Origin of the sequence: Acinetobacter sp. YH12249, from assembly GCF_013417475.1 — a bacterium.
GTDB lineage: Bacteria > Pseudomonadota > Gammaproteobacteria > Pseudomonadales > Moraxellaceae > Acinetobacter.
The window spans coordinates 106297-130204 of the sequence record NZ_VPDX01000005.1; the positions used below are offsets into that span (position 1 = coordinate 106297).

Annotated in this window: 21 protein-coding genes and 1 tRNA gene; 13 read left to right on the plus strand and 9 right to left on the minus strand. The window is 40.8% G+C overall.

Features of this window, described 5'->3' with window-relative positions; all coding sequences use genetic code 11:
* Positions 1-343 precede the first annotated feature (343 nt).
* From gltA to FTV25_RS04585, 3 genes are all read left to right on the plus strand, one after another.
* Positions 344-1618, plus strand: a complete 1275-nt coding sequence (gene gltA / locus FTV25_RS04575; protein WP_004782984.1) for a citrate synthase — start codon at positions 344-346, stop codon at positions 1616-1618.
* A 169-nt stretch (positions 1619-1787) separates the two neighbouring features.
* Entirely contained in the window at positions 1788-2291 is a 504-nt protein-coding gene (locus FTV25_RS04580; protein WP_180002275.1) for a hypothetical protein, read from the plus strand.
* 373 nt (positions 2292-2664) lie between these two features.
* Positions 2665-4290 (plus strand): NAD+ synthase, encoded by a 1626-nt coding sequence (locus tag FTV25_RS04585; protein ID WP_180002274.1) that lies wholly within the window; start codon positions 2665-2667, stop codon positions 4288-4290.
* Positions 4291-4494: 204 nt separating this feature from the next.
* Here FTV25_RS04585 and FTV25_RS04590 read toward each other — a convergent pair.
* Positions 4495-4571 (minus strand) — tRNA-Met (locus FTV25_RS04590).
* 325 nt (positions 4572-4896) lie between these two features.
* On the opposite strand from FTV25_RS04590, the gene FTV25_RS04595 reads away from it, so the two are divergent.
* Together FTV25_RS04595 and FTV25_RS04600 are read left to right on the plus strand one after the other, a co-directional pair.
* On the plus strand, positions 4897-5250 hold the full coding sequence (locus FTV25_RS04595) for a hypothetical protein (RefSeq protein WP_218947793.1): 354 nt from the start codon (positions 4897-4899) through the stop codon (positions 5248-5250).
* A gap of 477 nt (positions 5251-5727) precedes the next feature.
* Positions 5728-6168: a universal stress protein gene (locus tag FTV25_RS04600; protein ID WP_004782991.1), complete on the plus strand. Its 441-nt coding sequence runs from the start codon at positions 5728-5730 to the stop codon at positions 6166-6168.
* Between the two features lie 39 nt (positions 6169-6207).
* Here the strand turns inward: FTV25_RS04600 and FTV25_RS04605 are convergent, their stop codons facing one another.
* Entirely contained in the window at positions 6208-6504 is a 297-nt protein-coding gene (locus FTV25_RS04605; RefSeq protein WP_180002331.1) for an MGMT family protein, read from the minus strand.
* A 65-nt stretch (positions 6505-6569) separates the two neighbouring features.
* Positions 6570-8069 (minus strand): sodium:proton antiporter, encoded by a 1500-nt coding sequence (locus FTV25_RS04610; RefSeq protein WP_180002273.1) that lies wholly within the window; start codon positions 8067-8069, stop codon positions 6570-6572.
* Positions 8070-8287: 218 nt separating this feature from the next.
* Between FTV25_RS04610 and FTV25_RS04615 the strand changes: the two genes are divergently transcribed.
* A complete protein-coding gene (locus tag FTV25_RS04615; RefSeq protein ID WP_180002272.1) occupies positions 8288-8842 on the plus strand; it encodes a hypothetical protein in 555 nt (184 codons plus the stop codon).
* 51 nt (positions 8843-8893) lie between these two features.
* Here the strand turns inward: FTV25_RS04615 and FTV25_RS04620 are convergent, their stop codons facing one another.
* Both FTV25_RS04620 and FTV25_RS04625 read right to left on the minus strand, forming a co-directional pair.
* Entirely contained in the window at positions 8894-9796 is a 903-nt protein-coding gene (locus tag FTV25_RS04620) for a neutral zinc metallopeptidase (protein ID WP_179992117.1), read from the minus strand.
* A 48-nt stretch (positions 9797-9844) separates the two neighbouring features.
* Positions 9845-10771, minus strand: a complete 927-nt coding sequence (locus FTV25_RS04625; protein WP_180002271.1) for a DUF808 domain-containing protein — start codon at positions 10769-10771, stop codon at positions 9845-9847.
* 190 nt (positions 10772-10961) lie between these two features.
* Here FTV25_RS04625 and trpS point away from each other — a divergent pair, with 190 nt between their 5' ends.
* A complete protein-coding gene (trpS, locus tag FTV25_RS04630; protein WP_005234596.1) occupies positions 10962-11975 on the plus strand; it encodes a tryptophan--tRNA ligase in 1014 nt (337 codons plus the stop codon).
* A 344-nt stretch (positions 11976-12319) separates the two neighbouring features.
* Here the strand turns inward: trpS and FTV25_RS04635 are convergent, their stop codons facing one another.
* Both FTV25_RS04635 and lysS read right to left on the minus strand, forming a co-directional pair.
* Positions 12320-13771: a capsule assembly Wzi family protein gene (locus FTV25_RS04635; protein ID WP_180002270.1), complete on the minus strand. Its 1452-nt coding sequence runs from the start codon at positions 13769-13771 to the stop codon at positions 12320-12322.
* A 271-nt stretch (positions 13772-14042) separates the two neighbouring features.
* The gene (gene lysS / locus FTV25_RS04640; RefSeq protein WP_180002269.1) at positions 14043-15569 is read right to left on the minus strand and encodes a lysine--tRNA ligase; all 1527 of its coding nucleotides are present in this window, start codon (positions 15567-15569) and stop codon (positions 14043-14045) included.
* A gap of 378 nt (positions 15570-15947) precedes the next feature.
* On the opposite strand from lysS, the gene FTV25_RS04645 reads away from it, so the two are divergent.
* Entirely contained in the window at positions 15948-16442 is a 495-nt protein-coding gene (locus tag FTV25_RS04645; RefSeq protein WP_034704192.1) for a YqiA/YcfP family alpha/beta fold hydrolase, read from the plus strand.
* Between the two features lie 39 nt (positions 16443-16481).
* On the opposite strand, the gene FTV25_RS04650 is transcribed toward FTV25_RS04645, so the two are convergent.
* A complete protein-coding gene (locus FTV25_RS04650) occupies positions 16482-17024 on the minus strand; it encodes an adenine phosphoribosyltransferase (RefSeq protein WP_004783009.1) in 543 nt (180 codons plus the stop codon).
* A 476-nt stretch (positions 17025-17500) separates the two neighbouring features.
* Here FTV25_RS04650 and rubA point away from each other — a divergent pair, with 476 nt between their 5' ends.
* From rubA to FTV25_RS04675, 5 genes are all read left to right on the plus strand, one after another.
* Entirely contained in the window at positions 17501-17665 is a 165-nt protein-coding gene (gene rubA, locus FTV25_RS04655) for a rubredoxin RubA (RefSeq protein ID WP_004783011.1), read from the plus strand.
* Positions 17666-17753: 88 nt separating this feature from the next.
* Positions 17754-18932, plus strand: a complete 1179-nt coding sequence (gene rubB, locus FTV25_RS04660) for a rubredoxin reductase RubB (protein ID WP_180002268.1) — start codon at positions 17754-17756, stop codon at positions 18930-18932.
* A gap of 57 nt (positions 18933-18989) precedes the next feature.
* Positions 18990-19928 carry an esterase EstB gene (gene estB / locus FTV25_RS04665; protein ID WP_034704187.1) on the plus strand — a complete coding sequence of 313 codons (939 nt, stop codon included), beginning with the start codon at positions 18990-18992 and terminating at the stop codon, positions 19926-19928.
* Positions 19929-19941: 13 nt separating this feature from the next.
* Positions 19942-20850, plus strand: coding sequence for a LysR family transcriptional regulator OxyR (gene oxyR, locus FTV25_RS04670; protein WP_004783017.1), 909 nt, complete (start codon positions 19942-19944; stop codon positions 20848-20850).
* 232 nt (positions 20851-21082) lie between these two features.
* Positions 21083-21679, plus strand: coding sequence for a response regulator transcription factor (locus FTV25_RS04675; RefSeq protein WP_180002267.1), 597 nt, complete (start codon positions 21083-21085; stop codon positions 21677-21679).
* A gap of 48 nt (positions 21680-21727) precedes the next feature.
* On the opposite strand, the gene ppk1 is transcribed toward FTV25_RS04675, so the two are convergent.
* Positions 21728-23809, minus strand: coding sequence for a polyphosphate kinase 1 (gene ppk1 / locus FTV25_RS04680; protein ID WP_034704182.1), 2082 nt, complete (start codon positions 23807-23809; stop codon positions 21728-21730).
* Between the last annotated feature and the right edge of the window lie 99 nt (positions 23810-23908).

The following is a 23908-nucleotide window of genomic DNA, read 5'->3' on the forward strand; positions in this document are numbered from 1 at the left end:
ATTTATATAATTTTAAGTTGCAGTCTTAGAATATTTTCTCAATTTCTCCTTTATTTTTTGCTAGGAAAAAACGCTTACAAATACGGCAAAGACTATATTTTTTTCTGCACCTTCTGTTCAATTTGACTTATTATAGAGGTTTGGTACTGTGATTTTATTAAACTTTTTATACCAAGATAAATGACTAAACCACTGTGAGAATGTCATTTTTCATCCATAAGTATAATTGACAAAATTTCAGTAGCCACTAATCTTATAGCAAATTTTTGATCCGTCCGTTTTGTGCATTAAAAGATTGATAGGCAACTCGGATATACATTCACCAGGACAGGAGATCTATTGAATGTCTGAAGCAACTGGCAAGAAAGCCGTTTTACAGCTTGATGGCAAAGAAATTGAATTACCAATTTACAGCGGCACATTGGGCCCAGATGTAATCGACGTTAAAGATGTGTTGGCTGCAGGTCACTTTACTTTTGATCCTGGTTTTATGGCAACAGCTGCATGCGAGTCTAAAATCACTTTCATCGATGGTAATAAAGGTGTTCTTTTACACCGTGGCTACCCAATTGACCAGTTAGCAACTAAAGCTGATTACCTAGAAACTTGCTACTTACTTCTTAATGGCGAGCTTCCAACAGCTGAGCAAAAAGAAGAATTCGACGCTAAAGTTCGTAACCACACTATGGTTCACGATCAAGTAAGCCGCTTCTATAACGGTTTCCGTCGTGATGCTCACCCTATGGCAATCATGGTTGGTGTTGTTGGTGCGTTGTCTGCGTTCTATCACAACAATCTGGACATCGAAGATGTTAACCATCGTGAAATCACTGCGATTCGTTTAATCGCTAAGATTCCTACTTTGGCAGCTTGGAGCTACAAATACACTGTTGGTCAACCATTCGTTTACCCACGTAACGATTTGACTTACGCTGAAAACTTCCTGTACATGATGTTTGCAACTCCTGCAGACCGTGACTACAAAGTAGATCCAATCCTTGCGAAAGCAATGGACCGTATCTTCACGCTTCACGCTGACCACGAACAAAATGCTTCTACGTCTACAGTACGTTTAGCTGGTTCTACTGGCGCTAACCCATATGCATGTATCGCTGCTGGTATCTCTGCACTTTGGGGTCCTGCTCACGGTGGTGCGAACGAAGCTGTTCTTAAGATGCTTGATGAAATCGGCACTGTAGAAAACGTTGCTGGCTTCATGGAAAAAGTGAAAACTAAAGAAGTTAAACTCATGGGCTTCGGTCACCGTGTGTACAAAAACTTCGATCCACGTGCGAAAGTAATGAAAGAAACTTGTGACGAAGTTCTTGGTGCTCTTGGCATCAACGATCCACAGCTTGCTCTTGCTATGGAACTTGAACGTATCGCGCTTTCTGACGAATACTTCATCAAACGTAACCTTTACCCTAACGTAGACTTCTACTCAGGTATCATCCTTAAAGCGATTGGTATCCCAACAGAAATGTTTACTGTGATCTTCGCGCTTGCACGTACAGTTGGTTGGATCAGCCACTGGTTAGAAATGCACAGCGGTCCTTACAAGATCGGTCGTCCTCGTCAGCTTTACACTGGTGAAGTTCAACGCGACATCAACCGTTAATTCGGTTAGCGTTGAAAGACGTAAAAACCACCCTTCTGGGTGGTTTTTTTATGACTGACAAAAACCAACACAACCAAGATGTGAAAAACTTAAAATAGTAAACCTGAAGAATTTTCAATTTCTACAAATTTCTAGAAATTACTCTTATATCGTTAAGGATTGAGTTTTAATGCTGTTTTACCTGCTTCCCTTCATCCTGAGAATGATTCGTTTTGATCAGTTTAAAAGCCGGAACTTAACTTCAGGGGAAATCAAGCTTTGCCAGCAAGTCTTTGCTGACCGGATTGACTATTCAGCAGTCCGTGTCATGAATCACCCTTTCCTGCCTTGGCAATCCAAGCATGTGATTATGGCACCAAGTGGTTATATTCACGTCCGCAACCTGAATTATCGGGACGATTATTCTAAAGAAAGCCGTTCTTATCAGGCGCTTTTCATTCATGAAATGGCGCATATTTATCAATATCAGCAGAATATTAATGTGTTGTTTAAGGGCGCTTTTTTACAAGCCGCTTATTTTTTTAGTATGGGAAAATATAATCCTTACAAATATCAATTTAATCCCAACAAATCCTTTTTAGACTATAACATTGAACAACAGGGAGATATTGCACGCGATATTTTTCTAAAAAAAATTCCCAATATTATTTTAAAAAATCAGATAAGCAGATGATATTGAATACTTTTCACTCAAGTATTCTGTTGATTTCTATTTATGAAAAATAAACTTATTTAAATCCAATTGAGTATTTTTGTGCATTTACCAGAATAAAAAAGCACCATAATAAGTCATTTTTGACCATAACTTTGTGCATCTGTTTCAATTCTCCTGAAACAGCTCTAGCATCTGCCTCAAATTTCGATAAAATAAGCCAAGTATGATATTTTTAGCTCGCAAATCAAGATTTAATGATCATGCGGTCATGACTTTTTTAATTTTGGCCATTTGGCATTTTGTTCGTATCAAACTGCACTCAGCTGGATAATTAGAATTTTAAAAATCAGTGATTTAGTGTATTCACCTATAGGAATAGGACTTAATTGGAATGAAAAGTTTTAAAATTGCGATTGCTCAATTCTCTCCACATGTGGGCAATTTAGATGCAAATACGCAGACAATGATAGATTTGGCAAATCAAGCCAAAAAAGATAATGCTGATCTTATTATTTTCCCTGAACTTTCAACTTTAGGTTATCCGGCTGAAGATTTATTAATTCGCCCAAGTCTGGCTAAACGCACAAAACTGGCGTTTGAGAAACTAACTGAAGTAAAAGATATCGTCATGGTCTTTGGTTTTGTTAATCAAACCGAAGATGGTGAACGCTATAACTCAGCCGCTGTCATGAAGGATGGTGAAGTTTTAGGGGTTTATAATAAACAGACTTTGCCAAACTATGGTGTATTTGATGAGAAACGCTATTTTGGTGAAGGACATCAGCATCTGGTCTTCGAATATCTGGGACACAAGTTTGGTGTTCTGATCTGTGAAGATGTCTGGTCATTATCTACAGTTCAACAGCTGGCTCAATTGAATATTGATACTGCACTGGTTCTGAATGCTTCTCCATATGAAGTTGGCAAACCGCAACACCGTATCGATACCATGGCTGCGCTGGTCAAACAGTTGAATATCAATCTGGTGTACTGTAACCAGGTAGGTGGCCAAGATGATCTCATCTTTGATGGTACCAGCTTTGTACTCAATAAATCAGGCGAAGTGGCTCTGCAAGCACCTAGCTTTGAAAAAGGCCTGTATATCGCTGAATATGATGCAGAAAAATTAGAGTTCAGCAAAGGTACGATTACTCCAGCGCTGGAAACCATGGCTGAGATATATCAAAGTCTGGTGATGGCAACTCGTGACTATGTACAACGTTCAGGTTTCCCAGGTGTAATTCTGGGTCTGTCAGGCGGTATTGACTCTGCCCTGACTCTTGCCATCGCAGCAGATGCGATTGGCCCTGATAAAGTCCAAGCAGTGATGATGCCTTATACCTATACTGCTCAGATCAGTGTAGAAGATGCTACTGAACAGGCAAAAACCATGGGTGTAACTTTCGGTATTGCCGAGATTAACCCGATTGTAAGTGGCTTCTTGCAAACCCTGTATCCATTCTTTGGCAATGCCCCTGTAGATGCCACTGAAGAAAACCTGCAAGCACGTGCACGCGGTACGCTATTAATGGCGCTGTCTAACAAGTTCGGCAATCTGGTTCTGGCAACCGGTAATAAATCTGAACTTGCCGTTGGTTACTGCACACTATATGGCGATATGGTCGGTGGTTTTGCGGTATTAAAAGATGTTTATAAAACCATTGTGTTTGAACTGGCGAAATACCGTAACAGCATCGCAGAAACTCCTGTGATTCCTGAGCGTGTCATTACTCGCCCACCATCAGCAGAACTTCGTCCAGATCAGGTCGATCAGGATTCATTACCGGCTTATGAAGTACTTGATGCGATTCTTTATGCTTATATTGAAGAAGATCTGAGCCAGGATGACATCATTGCCAAAGGCTTTGAAGCTGAAGTCGTGAAAAAAGTGATTCGTCTGGTTGATATTAACGAATACAAACGTCGTCAGGGTGCGATTGGTCCACGTATCAGCTCGCGTTCTTATGGTCGTGAACGTCGCTATCCGGTCGTTAATGGTTGGAAAGCAGGTATCTAAGTTTTAACAAAACTAGATTAGCTATAATGCCCAAGTAAATGCTTGGGCATTTTTTTATCTTTAAGCAATAAATAGGGTTAAGAAATTAAAAGAAGATTCAAAAATTTAAACAGACAGATATTTAGAAGAACTTTCTCTTAATTTTTTATTGATATTTTTATGGCACAAAAAAAGAGACCAAGCTGAGAGCTTGGTCTTTAAAAATGGTGGCTATGACGGGACTTGAACCTGTGACCCCCGCATTATGAGTGCGGTGCTCTAACCAACTGAGCTACATAGCCGTAAACTGTGTGCGCATTATCGTAATTTCAGGTTGTATCGTCAAGCATTTTAAACCACAAATGTTCAGTCTTTATGCAAATTAATCATAAACTCTTAAACTTTGTACAAATCATGATTTAATTCGAAATCCCATAACAGAATCTACAAAAATTGGTACCAACTTTTAAAGCCAAATCTAAATCGAAGTCGTATCATATAATATTTAATTTTAAGAATAACTTGCTGAAGAAACAAAATAAAAAGTGAATCTAGGACCTTTTCCTATCGCTATAATACTTTTCCAAATATGGCCAATAGTATTTCTGGATTAAAGCAAAACTGAAGATGACGAAATTCAAAATATACCTAAGCCTGCTCCTATTGAGTTTTATAAGTTTAGCCAATGCAACTGTTATTCATCCAAGCAGCAGATTTTCAGGATGTGATGATGTGAAAAGTTTGGCTCAAGAAGTCATGCTCTTTAGACTGAAAGGTGCACCACAGAAATGGATGATTCAGCAAATAAAACAGCACTACGGTACAGCGAATGATCTCCATGCTCTGATTGGTATAAAACTTACTGAAAAAGCGTTTAAATATGAAATACCCCAAGATCAGTCTGGACGTTCCACCTTAATTAAAAACTTTGCAATTGATCACTATAATGAATGTGAGAAATCCATTACAGATCGTGCTTAATTTAAAAAAGAAAATAACGGTATTAACCCACCCTTGGAAAGGGAAGTTTTAGAACACTAAAATTATGCTGATAGAAGGTTACTATTAAAAATAGCAGTCTATCTTTATGCAGTTTGATAGATTTTTCATTATTAAAATCTCAATTTTAAACCTGTTCCTATAGTTTTATATAACAGGGATTTTTTGAATCTAAAATTACAGGTAATAACGCAGTATTAAAATCAGATGGCTTTTTTAAGTTAGTTCATTAATATTCTAAAATCATATTATTTTAATCTAAAAATATAAATATAAATCAAAAACTTAGAAAATATACCAACCATTAAAAATTATTGCTTTGTTAAACATAATACTGAGGAATTTACTTGGTTTTATTTTTATAAAATACGCGTTATGATCAAAGTATAAACAACAATTCGTATACGATTTTAACGCGTCATATTTTTATAAAACTTATTTCCGATAAGGAGAATTCTAATGTCATTTGAACATATTTTAGTACCCGTTGACGGTTCAGAAACTTCCTACGCTGCAGTCGATAAAGCTGTCGAAATTGCCAAAGCATTTAACAGTAAAGTGACAGTGGTTCAGGTGCTGGCACTTGATCCCTATATCGCTGCTGAATACATTACAGCAGCTCAAACCAATGACCTGGTTGAACGTGCCCGTACTGCAATTCTGAAGACACTTGATGAAGCAAAAGCGAAATTTGCTGCGGCAGGTATTGATGCAGAGACCCAGCTACTCGAAGGTCAGGTGATTTATAGTGAAATTGTCAAAGCAGCAGAATCCTTGAATACTGATCTGATTGTGATTGGCTCACATGGCCGTACTGGCTTCAAGAAACTGTTCCTGGGTAGTGTTGCGCAAAGCATCTTGGGACAGGCCAATGTTCCTGTAATGGTTATCCGTAAATAATAAAAAAATCCCCACTTCAATCAAGTGGGGATTTCTCTTTCAGACAAATCCATCCCATTGATACTGCTTTAAGCTGACCCGATTTTCAGCACATAGAATTCCTTCTGCGCCTAACTTTTGCTGTTGAATATTATGTCCATATTCATCCAGTTTATTGAGACTGATCTTACCTTGAGCGTTCAGGACACGATGCCAAGGCAAATCGGTTTCTGTATCAAGCTGACTTAAAACCTTACCTACCAGACGTGCATGTTTAGGCAAGCCAGCCAGCTTAGCGATCTGTCCATAGGTCGCTACCTTCGCATAAGGAATCTGGCTGACTACACTCAGAATCATTTGTGCCATTTCCTGGCTTGCACTTGATGTCATAGGCTTTCAATCTTGATAGAAAATTCTAATGCTTAGAAATTCTCCGGATTCTCTAAGCGTTTCACTTCTTGTACTTTGTCAGGATGATGCACGGTTGCTACACCATCGGCATCTTTCTTATCAATCAGCATCTCAGGCTGGAAGATGGTGATGGTTTCATTTCCATTCGCATCCTCCCCCACAATATACTGAAAACCGCGACGATTCATCTTGTGGCACATCCGCTGATACCAGCCCTTAAAACCTTGAGTTTCTTCATTCGGGTTGTAATAGAAAGCATTCATTACGGCTGGCAAACCTAGACCACAAACTACTCCGGAAAGAAGCACCACAATAAAAGTATATCCAATCAGAATACTGCTATATGCTTCCAGCTGTGGAATATTGGCCACTGCCAGAATCAGGGCTAAGGAAATCCCGCCACGTACACCGCCCCAAGACAGAATGGTTAAACTGCCGTTATAACTCTTCTTGCTCATTCTAGGGAATAATGCAAAAGACAGATGGTTGGCCAGGAATCGCGCCAAATGCAGAATTATGAAAGCAACAATTCCGCCTAGAACCAGACTGGTGCTTAGATCAATAATGAACAATTCCAGGCCGATCAAGGTGAACAGGAAGGAATTGATAATCCCCTCTACCGTATGCCAGAAATGGTTTACATCACCGATATCTGCATCAGCCAGAATTTCTTTCCATTTATTACCGACAATCAAGCCGCCGATTACACAGGCAATTGGTGCAGAAGCATGCGCCAGTAAAGCAACTAGATATGAACCACAAGCCAACAGTGCAGTAGTTAATATCAGTGATTCCATTTCATGCTTACCGCGCAGAATACGTAAAATCGCCAGACCAAACCCAATTCCGATCAAGACTGCCACGACAATTTCATAAAGCAATGTTTGCAGGACGGCGAGTACGGTAAAGTTTTCACCTTGCAGTACATTCAGCAAGGTCATAAATAATGCAATACACATCGCATCATTAAACAGTGATTCACCTTCCAGCTTCACGATCAAATGATGGGGTGCGCGTACCGAACTGAGTACACCTTTAATCCCAATGGGATCCGTTGCTCCGAGCGCAGCACCGAGTAATAGTAGAACCAATATATCGACGTGGTTACCAATCAGAAACTGATAACCGTACAGCGCAATACCAAAGAAAACTGCACAGAAAACCAATGCCAGACTGGCCAGAATACCAATCGGCCGCCAGTGATTGCGTAAATCTGAAACCTTAAACTTCAATGCGGATGATGTCAGAATGAAACAAATGACACCATTAATCAGGAAGTCATAAAAATCAACATGCCGAACTGCTTTCTCAATATTATCAATATTGATGCTAAAAAATGGATTACCCTGTAACAGGCTGGCGCACCATTGCAGGATAAAGACAAAAATAGCAGAAACAATCGGCACACCAATGGCTTGAGGAAAACTTAGAACACGTTTGTTGAACATGGTAGTGGCAATTGACAGAGCAAAGACCACCGTCAACAGTTGTAAAAAAAAGAAACTTCCCATTAGGTTTCCTAAGATTTGGCAATTTGCAGCCGTGAGCTGAAAGATTTACTTGAAATATAAATTTAAAAAAACAGTATATTTTAGCGGATCAAGTTTAGTCCCATTTTTTTTCGAATTAAGTTAAGTTTCTTTTCAATATTCACAACTGATGATTTAACATACAGCCTTAAAGCACTTTATTGCTCATCTCTCTTCTTTCTATTTAGAAATTTTCTCCTATGCATCAAACTGTCAAAACCATATTCCGTCTGTGCCTTGCTGCTGTCATTTTTCTGATCACACTTTCCGTGATGTTCACCTGTGTTGCCAAAGTTCAGGAAATTCTGAAAGCAGATCAACATTATCAGCAAGCCGTGAGCATTCCTTTAAAAAGCAGTGCCAAAGCGCAATATGTACTGGTGTCTAATAATCAACGTCCAGACAACGCGCTGTTTATCCTGATTGCCGGAAATGGTTATGTAGCGAAAATCAGCTGTGAGCATTATGCTGCCCTATGTACTGATGACTATAATCAGTCACATACCCGGCAGATTCAAAATGTTAATTTAGTAAAAGTGAGAAATTATTTTTATATTGAAAATATTCAGTTCCAAGATAGTCGAACTGGTCAGATCACTACACTCAGCTATTCCAAAAATGAATTGAAGCAATTTTATAATAATGACATCAGTAATTTAAAATATATTCTCTTTGCAATTTCGCTATTTGCCTTGGCTGCCTTGTTTGTCAGTATCAAAATTTTGAAAAACTTCCGTCGTTTTCTGGAAAAATAACTATTCAATCATTAGGGGAACATTTGCTCCCCTTTTTTTTGATCTTTAATTTTAGATATTTTGATTAAAAGTATCGCAAGCAGACATCTGACCTGATTTCAGACCGGTATTAAACCATTTTACCCGCTGTGCACTGGTACCATGCGTAAAGCTGTCCGGAACGACATGGCCTTGGGCCTTTTTCTGCAGATAGTCATCACCGATCTTATGTGCCGCATCCATGGCTTCCTGTACATCACCCTGCTCCAGGAACTGAGTACGCTCATGGTTATGATAAGCCCATACCCCAGCCAGACAATCGGCCTGTAGTTCTTGACGTACAGAAAGCTGATTACCCTGTGCTTGAGTAGCTTGTTGACGTGCCTGCTGTACCTGTGAAGAAATACCTAGAATGGTCTGGATATGATGACCCACCTCATGCGCTACCACATAGGCTTGAGCAAAATCACCAGCCTGATCATTGCGAGATAACTCGGTTGAGTTCTGTTCCCCGCTAATTCCCATCTGAGTACGCATATCTTTAAAGAATGCCGTATCAATATAAACTTTCTGGTCTGCCGGACAGTAAAAAGGTCCCATGGCCGATTGCGCTGTACCACAACCAGAATTTACTACCCCACTAAATAGAACCAGTTTAGGCGGAGTATATTGCTGGTTCAGCTGCTGCTGAAATACTTGAGACCAGGTATCTTCTGTATCGGCAAGCACAGTTCCTACAAAATCGATTGCTTCTTGCTGCTCTGGCGTTGGATTTTCCAGACCTCGTGTTTCTGCACTAGAAACACCTTGCGTAACTTGCTTGGTGGTTTGATAGGCTTGCTGTGGATCAACGCCAAAAAACTTCCAGGCCACGAAAGCAATAATTAACCCGAGAATACTGATTCCACCGGCTTTGGCACCACCGCCACGACGGTCTTCTACATTGCTACTAACACGACGTCCTTTCCAGCGCATAGTGAGATTCCTTATAGTTTAAAGTCAGCTTATTTTAACGGGCCTGATTTATGCCTGCTTTGATTTCGATCTGATTTTTTGAATAAAGCCAATCAAGATAAATACGATTAACCCTGCCACAAAACCAATCACCAGATTAATCAGTGTAGGCGTAACAGCCCCTACGATACTGCCCAGACTAGGCATATGCTCTACATACTCAACCGAATCTTCAGTAAAATGATGAAACCATGGAATGGTATGGGCAATAATCCCGCCTCCGACCAGGAACATCGCAATCGTACCTACAATCGTGAGGGTTTTCATCAATTTAGGAGCAAAAGCCAGTAATCCACGGCCTATACTTTGCTTGAAGCTGGATGCCTGCTTAGTCAGGTACAAACCTAAATCATCAATTTTAACAATCATGGCGACGAAGCCGTACACCCCGACTGTCATTAATATGGCAATTCCTGCCAGTACGATGACCTTGGTGGTAAAAGCTGCGGCTGCCACCGTGCCCAAAGAAATCACTACAATTTCCGCAGATAAAATAAAGTCAGTTCGGATCGCACCCTTAATTTTCTCTTTTTCAAATGTGGCCAAATCGGTTTCGATCGTAGTGAATTCAGCCTCAGCATCTTCTTCAGTCTTGGCTTTCTTATGCTTTAAACTATGTAGAACTTTTTCTACGCCTTCATAACAGAGAAATAAACCGCCAATCATCAGTAAAGGATTGATTAACCAAGGCGCAACCACACTAATAAGTAAAGCCAAAGGAACAAGAATCAGCTTATTAATAAAAGAACCTTTCGCTACCCCCCACACCACAGGAAGTTCACGTTCTGCCCGTACACCGCTGACTTGCTGGGCATTTAATGCCAAGTCATCCCCCAAGACACCTGCCGTCTTTTTTGCAGCCATCTTGCTCATCACGGCAACATCGTCTAAAACAGTCGCAATATCATCCAATAATATTAATAAGCTGCTCGCCATTCTTGTTATCCTTATCATCTTTAGACATATTTTAATGAAAATATTTAAAAAATATTGTATTCACTTGTTTAATTAATAAGATTTTTTTACTGCGGCTTTTTTTCTGGCTGACATTCAAAAACAGAATGCCGTACAATGTGGCCATTCGTTAAAATATAGATGTAGTACAGACTACTTTTTGGAATAGATAATGAGTAATCAAGATAATCGTCCAGTAATCTTGACTGGCGACCGTCCTACCGGACAGCTTCACCTTGGCCATTTTGTCGGTTCATTACGCTCTCGCGTAGGTTTACAAGATTCTCACCATCAACATTTGTTACTCGCTGATGCTCAAGCCCTGACAGATAATGCAGACAACTTTGAAAAAGTACGTCGCAATATTATTGAAGTAGCAACAGATTATCTGGCTGTCGGTATTGATCCAACCAAAACTACTATCTGTGTTCAGTCTTGCCTGCCAGCCTTAAACGAACTGACTATGCTCTATCTGAACTTTGTGACAGTTTCACGTCTAGAGCGCAACCCGACCATTAAATCAGAAATTCAGATGCGTGGTTTTGAGCGTGATATTCCTGCAGGTTTCTTATGCTATCCAGTGGCTCAAGCAGCAGATATCACAGCCTTTAAAGCAACTGTAGTTCCGGTGGGCGAAGACCAGATTCCAATGATCGAACAGACCAATGAGATTGTACGTCGCCTTAACCGTCAGATTGGCCGTGAATTACTGCCTGAATGTAAGGCGCTGCTTTCTAATGTGGGACGCTTACCAGGTTTTGACGGTAAAGCGAAAATGTCTAAATCATTAGGTAATACTATTGTTCTAGATGCCTCTGACAAAGACATCAAAAAAGCTGTCAATGCGATGTATACCGATCCGAATCACCTGCGCATCGAAGATCCAGGCCAAGTTGAAGGCAATGTGGTATTTACTTACCTGGATGCATTCGACACCAATAAAGAAGAACTGGAAGAACTGAAAGCACATTATCGCCGTGGTGGTTTAGGTGATGGTACAGTAAAAAAACGTCTGGAAGGTATTCTGAAAGAGCTGATCGGTCCGATTCGTGAACGTCGTATGGAACTGGCCAAAGATCCGGATTACATCATGGATATTTTGAAAACGGGTACAGATAAATGCCGTGACATTACACAGGCCACTTTAGATGAAGTGAAAACAGGCTTAGGTGTTTTCCATTTCTAAGCTAGACAATATTTAAAAAAGCCCTTCATAAAGGGCTTTTTTTATTTAAGGCCAAAATGCGCAAAAATAAGGCAAGTTTCCACACAGATTCTTCATAGTTTTAACCTTACTTAACATCTATTAACATGAATACTGATGAGTCACATGAGAATGAGTCCTAATATACTTACATACAGTAAGGAATCAAATTTAACTCTCTCCACAGTTAATCTTGATTTAGTTTTGAAAGAAACTTCCTTTTTCTACGCAATGACAACCCCAATCATTGCGTTTTTTTTGTCTGTAATTTTTGAAAATATAAAAAAATCCTGCCAGATGAGCAGGATTTTGTTGTGTCTTGAATATTAATATTTGAACAAGCCTTTTTCTAATGGAATTTCAATTCCAATAGAGGCACCGCCATCCTGACCATTTACATCTGAGTCACTTATCCAGGCATTAATTTTAAGTGGCATTTCTGGACGAATATAATGCGACCAGGTGACATCTAGTGCTTTAATTTCATCATCAAAAGCAAAAGCAGCATTATTTACACTTGCACGCTCAGACTGATTGACTTCAGCAAACAATACCCGCCCAGATAAACGGTTCATCGGATCAAGACGGATATCACCACCTACTGAAACCATCTGTGCATCACCACCTAAAGCATGTGCCAGCGGATAACCATGCTGATAAAAACCATCAGTATAATTGGTATGGTTATAAGAAATACCTCGCACCTTGCCGTTAGTACGTGTATCTGCCCATTCTGTATAAAGTTGATATGGCATATTTCTTACAGTCGAAGAATAGTCTATTCCAGCCAGATACATTTTCTTCGCAGGCAGACCACCCGCTTCATCTTCACCTAAATATTGCCCATAGAAGCCCATAGGTACCTGTGTCAAAGGAAACAGGTTCAGGCGTGCATCGAAACCAGCAATCTGGTTTGATGGGTCAGGTTCACCCGTACCACCATTATCTTTATTCCCGACAAAAGCATCCCATAATGAACTTAAGCTTTCAGGACGTCCTTCCCCACCCCATTGAATCGCACGAGAAGCACCTAGCTCCAAGTAAGATAAAGGTTGTGCTGTTACACGAAGACCAATTAGTTTGGCATCTGGAACGGCAGTATAATCATCCAATTGTCCTGCAAAAGCCTGATATTGCCACGGTCCAATCCAGGACAGCCATTTAGTTTCAAAAGCTGTTTGTTCTGCACGTTGTGCCATAAATCCATATACTGGGCGGCTAGCATCGCCGCGAATCAAGCTGCCATCATGTCCCGGACCCCAATAGGTCGGAATTTGGCCGGCAATCAGCCATTGATTCCAGAGTTTCCCTGCTAGATAAGATCCTTCCAGATTTACATCCTGATCATTCTCAATTTGTCGATCTTTTTCGGCATTAACCCGGAGTTTGGCATCCCAGTTTTCGCCACCTGCATTAAATTCTAAAGCTGCCTGAAATTGTGCCTTTTGCTGATCGCCAAAGGCTTGAGGAATATCTTTTGGATCACTTTCCGCAAATAAGCCTACTTTGAGCTGCTGATTGTCTGCTGTTAATTTTGCCAGAACTGAATCAATAACACGTTGTTGTACTTTGTTACTCACTTGTGCATTGGATAGAGCACGTTGAATTTCATCACCACTGAGCGGCCAGGTCGAGGTACTGATCTGGATCACCCCTTGTTGGTTTAACCAGTTCAAGTCAGTACGAAGATTTGCATCATTCAGAACCAGCCCTTGAGCAAAAACAGGAAGCGAAAGTGTCGTAAGAAGTGCACTTAATAATGGTTTTTTTAGAAACATGGGATCAATATTCTCAAGTTTATTTTTGCCTAACCATAGATATTTCAAAAACAATATTCAATGGCGAAACTGTATCAGTATAATATGAAACCCTAGATTTAATTGACTTTCAAAATAATAAATCGCTTCGAGAAATGAGATAGAAATACAAAAATGAAATTACAAATGTAAAAAATAGAATTAAATAATGCTGGGTTTTAATTTTATTTAAAATAAATACTGAACACATAAAAAAGGCAGTTTTAAAAACTGCCTTTTTTCGAATAAGTCATTAGTGTTTATGACGCATATGCGGGAATAAGATTACATCACGGATACTTGGTGCATTCGCGAAGATCATCACCAAACGGTCAATACCGATCCCTTCACCTGCTGTAGGAGGCAGACCATATTCCAGGGCTTCAATGAAGTCAGCATCATAGTGCATTGCTTCATCATCACCCGCATCTTTCTCAGCAACCTGCGCCTGGAAGCGTTCAGCCTGATCAATCGGGTCATTTAATTCTGAGAAGCCATTTGCCAGTTCACGACCACCGATAAAGAATTCAAAACGGTCTGTAATATGCGGGTTTTGATCATTACGGCGTGCTAGTGGAGAAGTTTCTGCTGGATATTCAGTCACGAATGTAGGCTGACGTAGTTGAGTTTCTACCGTTTCTTCAAATACGATTGTTTGCAGTTTACCCAGACCAAAACCTGGTTTTACCTGTTCTTTCAGTTCTTCCTGAATGAATTTCGCCAGGAACTCACGGTCATTGACATTTTCTGGAGTGAACTGTGGATTGTGCTCAAGAATAGCATCAAACATTGAGATCTTTTTAAATGGTCCTTTGAAGCTAAAGACTTCATCGCCATAAGGCACATCAGTGGTACCCAGAATATCAATTGCCAGTTTTTCCAGCATTTGCTCAGTCAATTCCATCAGGTCTTTGTAATCTGCATACGCCTGGTAGAATTCGATCATAGTGAATTCAGGGTTATGACGAGTTGAAACACCTTCGTTACGGAAGTTACGGTTAATTTCGAATACGCGCTCGAAACCACCCACAACCAGACGTTTCAAATAAAGCTCAGGTGCAATACGCAAGAACAACGGCATATCCAGCGCATTATGATGCGTTTCAAATGGACGCGCAGATGCTCCACCTGGAATCACGTGCATCATCGGAGTTTCAACTTCCATAAAACGTTTGTCGTTCAGGAAACTACGAATACCGGCAACAACTTTGGCACGAACTTCAAAAGTTTTACGGGTTTCTTCATTTACGATCAGATCAAGATAACGTTTACGATACTTCATTTCAGTATCAGTTAAACCATGGAACTTGTCTGGAAGTGGACGTAATGATTTAGTCAGTAATTCAAAATGTTCGATATGAACATACAGGTCACCTTTACCAGAACGACCGATATAACCTTCAACTGCAATGATATCGCCCAGATCCAGGCCTTTGATCGTTGCAAGTACTTCTGGCTCAAGTTCTTTACGTGGAACATAAAGCTGAATACGACCGGTCATATCCTGAATCACGATGAATGAACCGCGGTTCAACATCACACGACCTGCTACTTTTACATGAACGTGTTCGCCAGCTTCAATTTCTTCTTTAGATTTATCAGCAAACTGGTCTTGTAAGTCTTGCGCATAATGTTCACGTTTAAATGTGTTTGGCCATGGGCTAACACCAGTTTCTTTTGCGTGGTCTTGAATCTGCTTTAACTTGGCATGACGCTGTGCAATTAAATCGTTTTCGGAAATGATTTGTTCAGAAGTCGATTGAGCGTTATTTTGCGTCATCTCTGCCTCGGATAAGATTAGTTAAAAAATAGAAGTTGCATAGAATAGCAGAAATCTGCATCAAATCGTAGCGTAAAGACTTCCCACACGTGGCTTTTCTTGAGAAAAATTTCTGGATATATGAAATTCTTAAAGGCAAATGATTTTCAGTTTCGAATTTTATGATTGGTTTTTTTAGAATATTGCCCAACTTTTGTTAGATGAAAGTCCAAGACCTCAATCCTCTGCACAAATTCTGCCTTTATATCCCATATCAGCTTAGACCAATAGCTAACTGCTTCCTCGAAATAGACGTTTTACAATAATGACCATATTAGAAGGTGGTGTCTTAACACCCTGACCACGACTTTGCCATGTCCGATAAAAATGAGTAAAAATATGTCTAAAATATTGTTTTTTCATGGCTTGGATTCGTCAAAACAGTCCACGAAATTTCATGCAATTGATGCAATGCATAAATATTGTATAGATGTGGATTATCGCAATCTGAGCTACCAGTCGGTAGCCGATTTCTACCACGAAATGGTTGAAACCATTAAACCGGATATTCTGGTCGGACACAGTCTGGGCGGTTATTGGGCGCTAAAAATGTCACAAGCTCATCAGATCCCTTGTGTGATCGCGAATCCTAGCTTGCAACCGAATTTCCGCGATGATTATCCTGCGATTTGTGACAGTGATTTGCAGCATGATATTCCGCAAATGGCCTATCTGGAATTAGGCGATGAAATTCTGGATATGCATGCAGCACAGGCACAGCTTGAAGATTATATGCAAATTCATGCCATTGAAGGTGGTCATCATCGTCTGGAACATCCCGAACAGATTAACGACCTGATTCAGGAAATTGAATATCATTTTATCCGGCAATAAAAAAGCCCTAATAGTTGGGGCTTTTTTGATCATTCAGACTTAAGCAACTGCAGCTTCAGGCTGGGACTTATCATCAAGTACTGACCAGATGTCCAGGCCTAATTCACCGTGTAAATCTGGCAGATCAAGGAAGATGCTCGCACCTAGAACCTGATGCTGACATTTTTCAGCCAACTCATGTACTGCTTTCAATGTACCGCCAGTTGCCAGTACATCATCCACAATAATTACTTTTTGTCCCTGAACCTCTGCAGACATTTCCAGACGGTCCAGACCATATTCAAGGCTATAACCTACACCTACGACTGGAGGCGGCAATTTACCTGCTTTACGAACCAGCAATAAGCCTTTGCCCGTACGCTGCGCCAACAGGCTTGCCAGCACAAAACCACGTGCTTCCACTGCCACAAAGCTGTCTACTTCAGCAAGCTTTTCTTCAGGAATGCTGGCAATCAAAGCATCAGTTAATGGACCCAGATTATTCATGAATAATGGAGTCAAATCAAAGAAACAAATGCCTGGTTTTGGGAAATTCTGGACAGTACGAATGTGAGACCACAGAGAAGTAGACAAATTGCTCATGGGAGATCTTTAAACAAGGAAAGGAATAGGTGAATTTTAAACTAAATTAACAATGTGTAACAACAACGACTGTGCAATATTAAAGCAGAAAATAATAATAACCAATTGATTTAAATATATAAATTTATTTTAAAAAATATTTAATAAAGATTGGGCTAAGTCTAAGTTAACTGATTTTAATCATTTTTTCTGCCCGACTTTGGTCTACAACCTAAAATCTAAGCCAGAAGAGTGTTTATAAAACTAAAAATACAACTCTTTTCCTAACCTTAAATATATTTATAGTAATGAAATACCTAGAGACTGCCCTTTTGCTATTAATTTCACTGATTAAACTTTTATTCGCTTTACTTTATGAATAGAACTGCGTAAAAATTTAGCCAAATATGTTTACTATTAAAAGTCATATTCTTTAGGGTCTTGCCATTTGTGGATTTTAAGCTGACAGCTACAGTTGGTCAGTTTTGGAGAGTTATATGAAAAAATATCAATGCATCGTTTGTGGATGGATTTATGACGAGGCAGAAGGTTGGCCTCAGGACGGAATCGTTCCTGGAACCAAATGGGAAGATATTCCTGATGACTGGACTTGTCCGGATTGTGGTGTTTCTAAAGTCGATTTTGAAATGATTGAAATCTAATCATGTTCTTTTAAAGACCATATTGAATGGTCTTTTTTATGTCCTTTATACCTGAAAAAAACTAATTTAAAAAAGCATGGAGAATCGTATGCATCCTATCGTCATCATTGGTTCGGGCATGGCGGGTTATGCTGTTGCCCGTGAGTTTCGCAAACTCAACCCAGACCATGAACTTGTCATGATTTGTGCTGATGATGCGACTAATTATGCAAAACCTACGCTTTCTAATGCTTTAGCAGGAAACAAAGCGCCAGAACACATCCCTTTGGGTGATGCAGAAAAAATGTCAGCACAGCTGAAAATGCGCATCGAAAAAAATACCTGGGTCAAAGCCATTCATCCTGAACAGCATCAGCTCACTTTAGAAAAAGACGGTCAGGAAAGCACACAGGATTATTCTAAACTGGTACTGGCTGTAGGTGCCGATCCGGTACGCCTGGCCATTGCTGGTGATGCGAGCGACGATATTCATATGGTCAATAACCTGACTGACTATAAAGCTTTCCGTCATAATCTGGCAGCCCGTGAAGATAAACGCGTAGTAATTTTAGGCGCAGGCCTGATCGGCTGTGAATTTGCCAATGATTTACAACATACTAATCATCAGGTCACCGTGATTGATCTTGCACCACAGCCTTTAGGTCGCTTATTACCCTCTCATGTCGCAGATGCTTTCCAGCAAAATCTTGAAGAGACAGGCATTCATTTTGTATTAGGAACAACAGTTGAAAAAGTCTCTAAAGTTGAAAATGGTGACTATCTGGTAACACTTGCCAATGGCCAATCAGTAGTTGCTGACGTGGTGCTCTCTGCTGTGGGCTTACAACCGAATATTTCTGTCGCAAAAGAAGCCGATATTCATACCAGTCGCGGGATTCTGACCAATACAAAACTAGAAACCAATCAACCGGACATTTATGCAGTAGGCGACTGTGCGGAAGTAAATGGAATGCTTTTGCCATATGTCATGCCAATCATGCAGCAGGCCCGCGCCCTGTCTAAAACATTGAATGGCGAACATACTGCAGTCCATTATCCAGCAATGCCTGTTGCGGTAAAAACGCCAGCTGCGCCATTGACTGTCCTTCCTGCTCCGATTGATGTCGAAGTAACTTGGGAAAATGAAGAGTTTGATGACGGTATGCTGGCCAAAGCCTTTGATGCCAGCGGTACTTTGCGTGGATTTGTCCTGCTTGGTGCCACTGCTGCCAAACAACGCCTGGCATTGACCAAGCAGGTTCCTGACTTGATTCCAGCTACAGTTTAGATGTTTAATACAAAGGACATTTTTTAAGCGAAATGTCCTTTAATCAGGAAATACATCATGCACAGTGCCCTGCAGTTCAATCATTCTCCGTATACAGCTTTCATGCGTGAAACCAAGGTCGATCTTGGCAATGGCATCGAATTGCACGTGGAAGTCGGAGGAAATCCTGAACACCCGACCATTCTGCTGATTATGGGGCTTGGGGCACAGATGCTGTACTGGCCGGACTTCTTCTGTAAATCCCTCATTGATCAGGGCTATCATCTGGTGCGTTTTGACAACCGGGATATTGGTTTATCTTCCAAAATTCACCATAAAGGGCCTCGCTTAAACACTTTAAAAATGATGAGCCGTTTTGTACTGGGTTTAGGCAATCAGGGCGCGCCTTATACGCTGTACGATATGGCAGATGATGTACATCTTCTGATTGAAAAAATGGGACTGGGTCAGGTCTATGTGCTCGGTGCCTCTATGGGCGGCATGATTGCCCAGATTCTGGCCGCACGTTATCCTGACAAAGTTAAAAAAATGGGCTTACTGTTTACCAGTAATAACCAGCCACTGTTACCTCCGCCTTTTCCAAAGCAACTCTTTAGTTTAATTGACAAACCCGCTTCCACAGATGAAGATGGCATTGTCGATCATAGCTTGAAGCTGTTTAATATTATTGGCTCGCCGGGTTATGTGAATCATCTGGAAGCGATTCAGACCGCCCGTAAGTTATATAAGCGAAGTTACCATCCAGCGGGTGTACTTCAACAGTTTTTAGCAATATTATGTACGGGTTCATTGCTGCAACTGGACAAGCAAATCCAACAAGAGACCCTGGTGGTTCATGGTGCTCGTGACAGATTGCTGCCTCCTAGTCATGGTAAGGCTGTTGCAAAAGCAATTTCAGGGGCTAAATTTGAATTAATTGATGGAATGGGGCATGATATCCCTCCGCATTTTATTCCATATCTTAGCGAATTATTTGCTGATCATTTTAAATCATAAACATTAGGACACTATGGCTGCATTACCATCCCTAAGACAGCTGTCATACCTCGTAACACTGTCTGAGACGCTGCATTTTACAGAAGCTGCTCGCCGCTCATTTGTTACCCAGTCAACTTTGTCTGGCGGTATTATGGAGCTGGAGCGTTTACTCGGTGGCGTTCTTGTTGAACGCGATCGCCAGAATGTACGTTTAACGCCGCTTGGTGAACAAGTGGTTGCACGTGCCCGTGTTCTACTGGCTGATGCTCAGGACTTAATGCGTTTAAGTCGTGAAATGAGTGAACCATTAACCGGTGATCTGCATCTTGGCGTTATTCCAACCATTGCCCCTTTCATCCTGTCGCAATTTCTGGATGAAGTGCATCAGCAGCTACCGAAAATCCAGCTACATTTACATGAAGCTCAAAGTGAGAAAATTGTAGAGAAACTGGAGCATGGTAATCTGGATATGGTGGTGCTAGCGCTGCCTTTCGATACCCGTAGCTTGAAAGTTGCTGAAATTGCCAAAGAGAATCTGTATCTGGTACATCACAAATCTGACCAGAATGCGGCTCAAGCCAAATCTCTGGAAGATCTGGATCTGTCTCGCCTGATGCTGTTGGAAGAAGGTCACTGCTTGCGTGATCATGCATTGAGTGCCTGCCCGATTGGTGAGCGTAAAAATGATCATCGCCTGAAAGCAAGTTCATTACCGACGTTAATTGAAATGGTGTCTGCTGATCTTGGTTTCACCCTGTTGCCAGAAATTGCGCTGCATACCAATATGATCAAAGCCAATCCGGATCTGCGCATCAATCCAATCAATGCTGCACCAAGCCGTACTCTGGCGCTGGTCACTCGTAAGAGCACACCGCTACAAAGCGAATTCGATATGTTATTACAAATTTTGCAAAAAATTACTGCCCATGATGCAGCTTAATTAAACTCTAAGAAAAAAGGAGCACTTAGATTGCTCCTTTTTTATTGCCTGTGTCTTCTGATAAAGTAAATTTTTATAAATTCAGTCAATTAAAATGATCCAAAAACCAGTTTTTCAAACTTTAACTATTTATAATATATAAAAATTAAATCCCTATTTCTTGGGATTGGCATTGATAATAATTTAAGCCAAAATACATCTGTATATTAATTACTCTCAGGATAAGATTTCTTTGGCCTCATTTTTGCCCGCACCGGTATTATTGGTGCAACCTTATCCACCACCGCTCTCTTCCAATCTTGATCTTGCATTGCTACAGCTCGGTTATCAACCAGATATGCTGTCCTATACCGATCATCTGTCTGCTCAATCCCATATTGAACAGTATCTTCCCAATCTAGTGTTATATGAGATTCATGAGAAAGTACAGCTTAAGAATTTTAATGTAATTCAAGCACGAATCCAGATTCCTCATCTGATTGCAGTTTTAGCTGATGATTCAGCTGAAATGATTAATTTACTCTTGTCATCTGGCGTGGATCGATATCTGATTGCATCGCATCCTGTTTCAAAAATAGTAGCGAGCCTGAAAATTATCCTACGCGGTGGTTCCGATTTACATCCTGAATTAGCCCGTTATTTAGTGAGTCAGGAAACAAAAATACATTTTTTAAATCAGACTGAAGTACAGATTTTAAAGTATTTCAGCCAAGACCTGACTTTGGCCGAAATTCAAAACAGATTAAGTCTGCACGATTACCAGATTTATGCTGCTATTCGCAAAATCTATCAAAAACTCGCGAATCCATTTATCCATTCTCAAAATTAACAAAATATAAAAAAGGCTGAATTATCAGCCTTTTTAGTTTGCATAGAGTTATTTAAAGGTTTCCAGCAAGGTACGCTGTGCATTATGCGGTTGTTCACCTTCTGCAACTTGGGCACGCACCCAGGTTCCATCTCCTTGTAACAACCAGGCCTGCTGATTGTCTTTCAGGTAATTTAATAAACCTTGCTGGTAAATGCGTTTCTTTAATGCTTCGTCTTCAATCGGGAAACAAGCTTCTACACGATTAAACAGGTTGCGGTCCATCCAGTCCGCGCTTGAGCAATAAATCCGAGAATTACCATTATTGCTAAAATAAAACACGCGTGTATGTTCAAGGAAACGGCCGACGATTGAACGTACCCGGATATTCTCTGAAAGTCCCGGTAAGCCTGGACGCAGACAGCAAATCGAGCGGATAATTAGGTCTATCTGTACACCTGCTTGAGAAGCTTCATACAGTTTATTGATCAGTTGCAGCTCAGTTAAAGCATTGACCTTCACGATGATCTGGGCTTTCTTGCCCGCTTTGGCATTGGCAATTTCATTATCAATATAGTTGATGAGCTGGGCATGCAAGGTAAATGGTGCATGGAGCAGCTTTTTCAGCTTGGCCATTTTCCCCATTCCGGTCAATTCCTGAAAGATACGATGCACATCTTCACACAGATCCTTGTCCGTGGTTAAGAGACCATAGTCGGTATAAATTCGCGCATTGCCGGCATGATAATTCCCGGTACCCAGATGTACATAACGCACCAGCTTGTTATTTTCTCGGCGTACCACCAGAATCATTTTGGCATGGGTTTTATAGCCGACAATACCATAGACCACGACAGCCCCCGCCTCTTGCAGTACATTAGCAACTGCAATATTGGATTCTTCATCAAAACGAGCACGCAGCTCGATGACTGCAGTCACTTCCTTACCGTTACGGGCCGCTTCTGCCAGCACCTGCACGATCTCGGAATCTGGACCACTACGATACAATGTCTGCTTGATTGCCAGTACCTGAGGGTCACGTGCTGCTTCACGTAACAGCGTAATCACTGGTGCAAAAGATTCAAATGGATGATGTAGCAAAATATCCTGCTTCTGCATGGCACTGAAAACATTTTCAGATTTCTTCAGTACTTTAGGCAGAATTGGCGTATGTGAATCATAACGTAGATGTGGACGTTTGAAGTTGGACAGTAACCGCGCCAGATTAACCGGTCCTGCCACTTTATAGAGCTGTTCTTCATCCAGATCAAATTCTTCCAGCAGATATTCATAAATATGCTGCGGACAATTTTCAGTCACTTCCAGACGGACTGCACGACCAAAACGGCGCGAACTTAGCTCGCCTTTTAAGGCTTTGGCCAGGTCTTCAACATCTTCATTTAAGGCCAGATCGGCATTCCGGGTAACACGGAACTGATAGCAGCCAGTCGCGGTCATGCCCGGGAACAGGTCAGACACATGTTCATGAATGATGGCGGATAACATCACATGATGTTCTTTACCATCAGTCAGTTCATCCGGTAAACGCACAACACGTGGCAATGAACGTGGCGCAGGAACAACCGCAAGATCAATCTGACGGCCAAAGGCATCTTTCCCTTCGAGCGTCACAATAAAATTCAGAGATTTATTCACCAGACGTGGGAATGGATGTGCCGGATCAAGGCTAATAGGCGTAAGAACTGGAGCAACCTGTTCCTGAAAATATTTTTTCACCCAGGCCGATTGTGCCGGTGTTAGCTCTCCACGGCGCAAGAAGCAGATATCTTCCTCACGCAGTTTAGGCAAAATCTCTTCATTTAAAATACGGTACTGACGTTCAATGGCGGCATGTGCAGTTTCGGCAATCTGCTCTAATACTTGTTTTGGCGTCAAACCATCTGGACTGCGGCTTTCATTGCCCAAATCCAGTTGTTCCATGACGCCAGCCACACGAATTTCAAAAAACTCATCTAAATTACGTGAAAAGATCAGTAGAAAATTCATGCGTTCCAGCAAAGGATGCAGAGGATCAACCGCCTGTTCCAGCACTCGCAAATGGAAATCCAGAATAGACAGTTCACGATTAATGTAACGATCATTATAAGTATATTCGGTTGGTGCCGAAGTCGTACTGGCTGCCGTATTCATATCAAACCTACGCTATTTTCAAGTCTTGCTTATTGCTTTTAGTATGCTTCAAATTAATGACATTTTCATAAAAAAAGCCCAAATATTTGGGCTTTATCT

Bases quoted from the DNA above. Each gene is read 5' to 3' on its own strand.
- gltA (WP_004782984.1), top strand. From the start codon at position 344: ATGTCTGAAGCAACTGGCAAGAAAGCCGTTTTACAGCTTGATGGCAAA.
- FTV25_RS04580 (WP_180002275.1), top strand. From the start codon at position 1,788: ATGCTGTTTTACCTGCTTCCCTTCATCCTGAGAATGATTCGTTTTGAT.
- FTV25_RS04585 (WP_180002274.1), top strand. From the start codon at position 2,665: ATGAAAAGTTTTAAAATTGCGATTGCTCAATTCTCTCCACATGTGGGC.
- FTV25_RS04595 (WP_218947793.1), top strand. From the start codon at position 4,897: ATGACGAAATTCAAAATATACCTAAGCCTGCTCCTATTGAGTTTTATA.
- FTV25_RS04600 (WP_004782991.1), top strand. From the start codon at position 5,728: ATGTCATTTGAACATATTTTAGTACCCGTTGACGGTTCAGAAACTTCC.
- FTV25_RS04605 (WP_180002331.1), bottom strand. From the start codon at position 6,504: ATGATTCTGAGTGTAGTCAGCCAGATTCCTTATGCGAAGGTAGCGACC.
- FTV25_RS04610 (WP_180002273.1), bottom strand. From the start codon at position 8,069: ATGGGAAGTTTCTTTTTTTTACAACTGTTGACGGTGGTCTTTGCTCTG.
- FTV25_RS04615 (WP_180002272.1), top strand. From the start codon at position 8,288: ATGCATCAAACTGTCAAAACCATATTCCGTCTGTGCCTTGCTGCTGTC.
- FTV25_RS04620 (WP_179992117.1), bottom strand. From the start codon at position 9,796: ATGCGCTGGAAAGGACGTCGTGTTAGTAGCAATGTAGAAGACCGTCGT.
- FTV25_RS04625 (WP_180002271.1), bottom strand. From the start codon at position 10,771: ATGGCGAGCAGCTTATTAATATTATTGGATGATATTGCGACTGTTTTA.
- trpS (WP_005234596.1), top strand. From the start codon at position 10,962: ATGAGTAATCAAGATAATCGTCCAGTAATCTTGACTGGCGACCGTCCT.
- FTV25_RS04635 (WP_180002270.1), bottom strand. From the start codon at position 13,771: ATGTTTCTAAAAAAACCATTATTAAGTGCACTTCTTACGACACTTTCG.
- lysS (WP_180002269.1), bottom strand. From the start codon at position 15,569: ATGACGCAAAATAACGCTCAATCGACTTCTGAACAAATCATTTCCGAA.
- FTV25_RS04645 (WP_034704192.1), top strand. From the start codon at position 15,948: ATGTCTAAAATATTGTTTTTTCATGGCTTGGATTCGTCAAAACAGTCC.
- FTV25_RS04650 (WP_004783009.1), bottom strand. From the start codon at position 17,024: ATGAGCAATTTGTCTACTTCTCTGTGGTCTCACATTCGTACTGTCCAG.
- rubA (WP_004783011.1), top strand. From the start codon at position 17,501: ATGAAAAAATATCAATGCATCGTTTGTGGATGGATTTATGACGAGGCA.
- rubB (WP_180002268.1), top strand. From the start codon at position 17,754: ATGCATCCTATCGTCATCATTGGTTCGGGCATGGCGGGTTATGCTGTT.
- estB (WP_034704187.1), top strand. From the start codon at position 18,990: ATGCACAGTGCCCTGCAGTTCAATCATTCTCCGTATACAGCTTTCATG.
- oxyR (WP_004783017.1), top strand. From the start codon at position 19,942: ATGGCTGCATTACCATCCCTAAGACAGCTGTCATACCTCGTAACACTG.
- ppk1 (WP_034704182.1), bottom strand. From the start codon at position 23,809: ATGAATACGGCAGCCAGTACGACTTCGGCACCAACCGAATATACTTAT.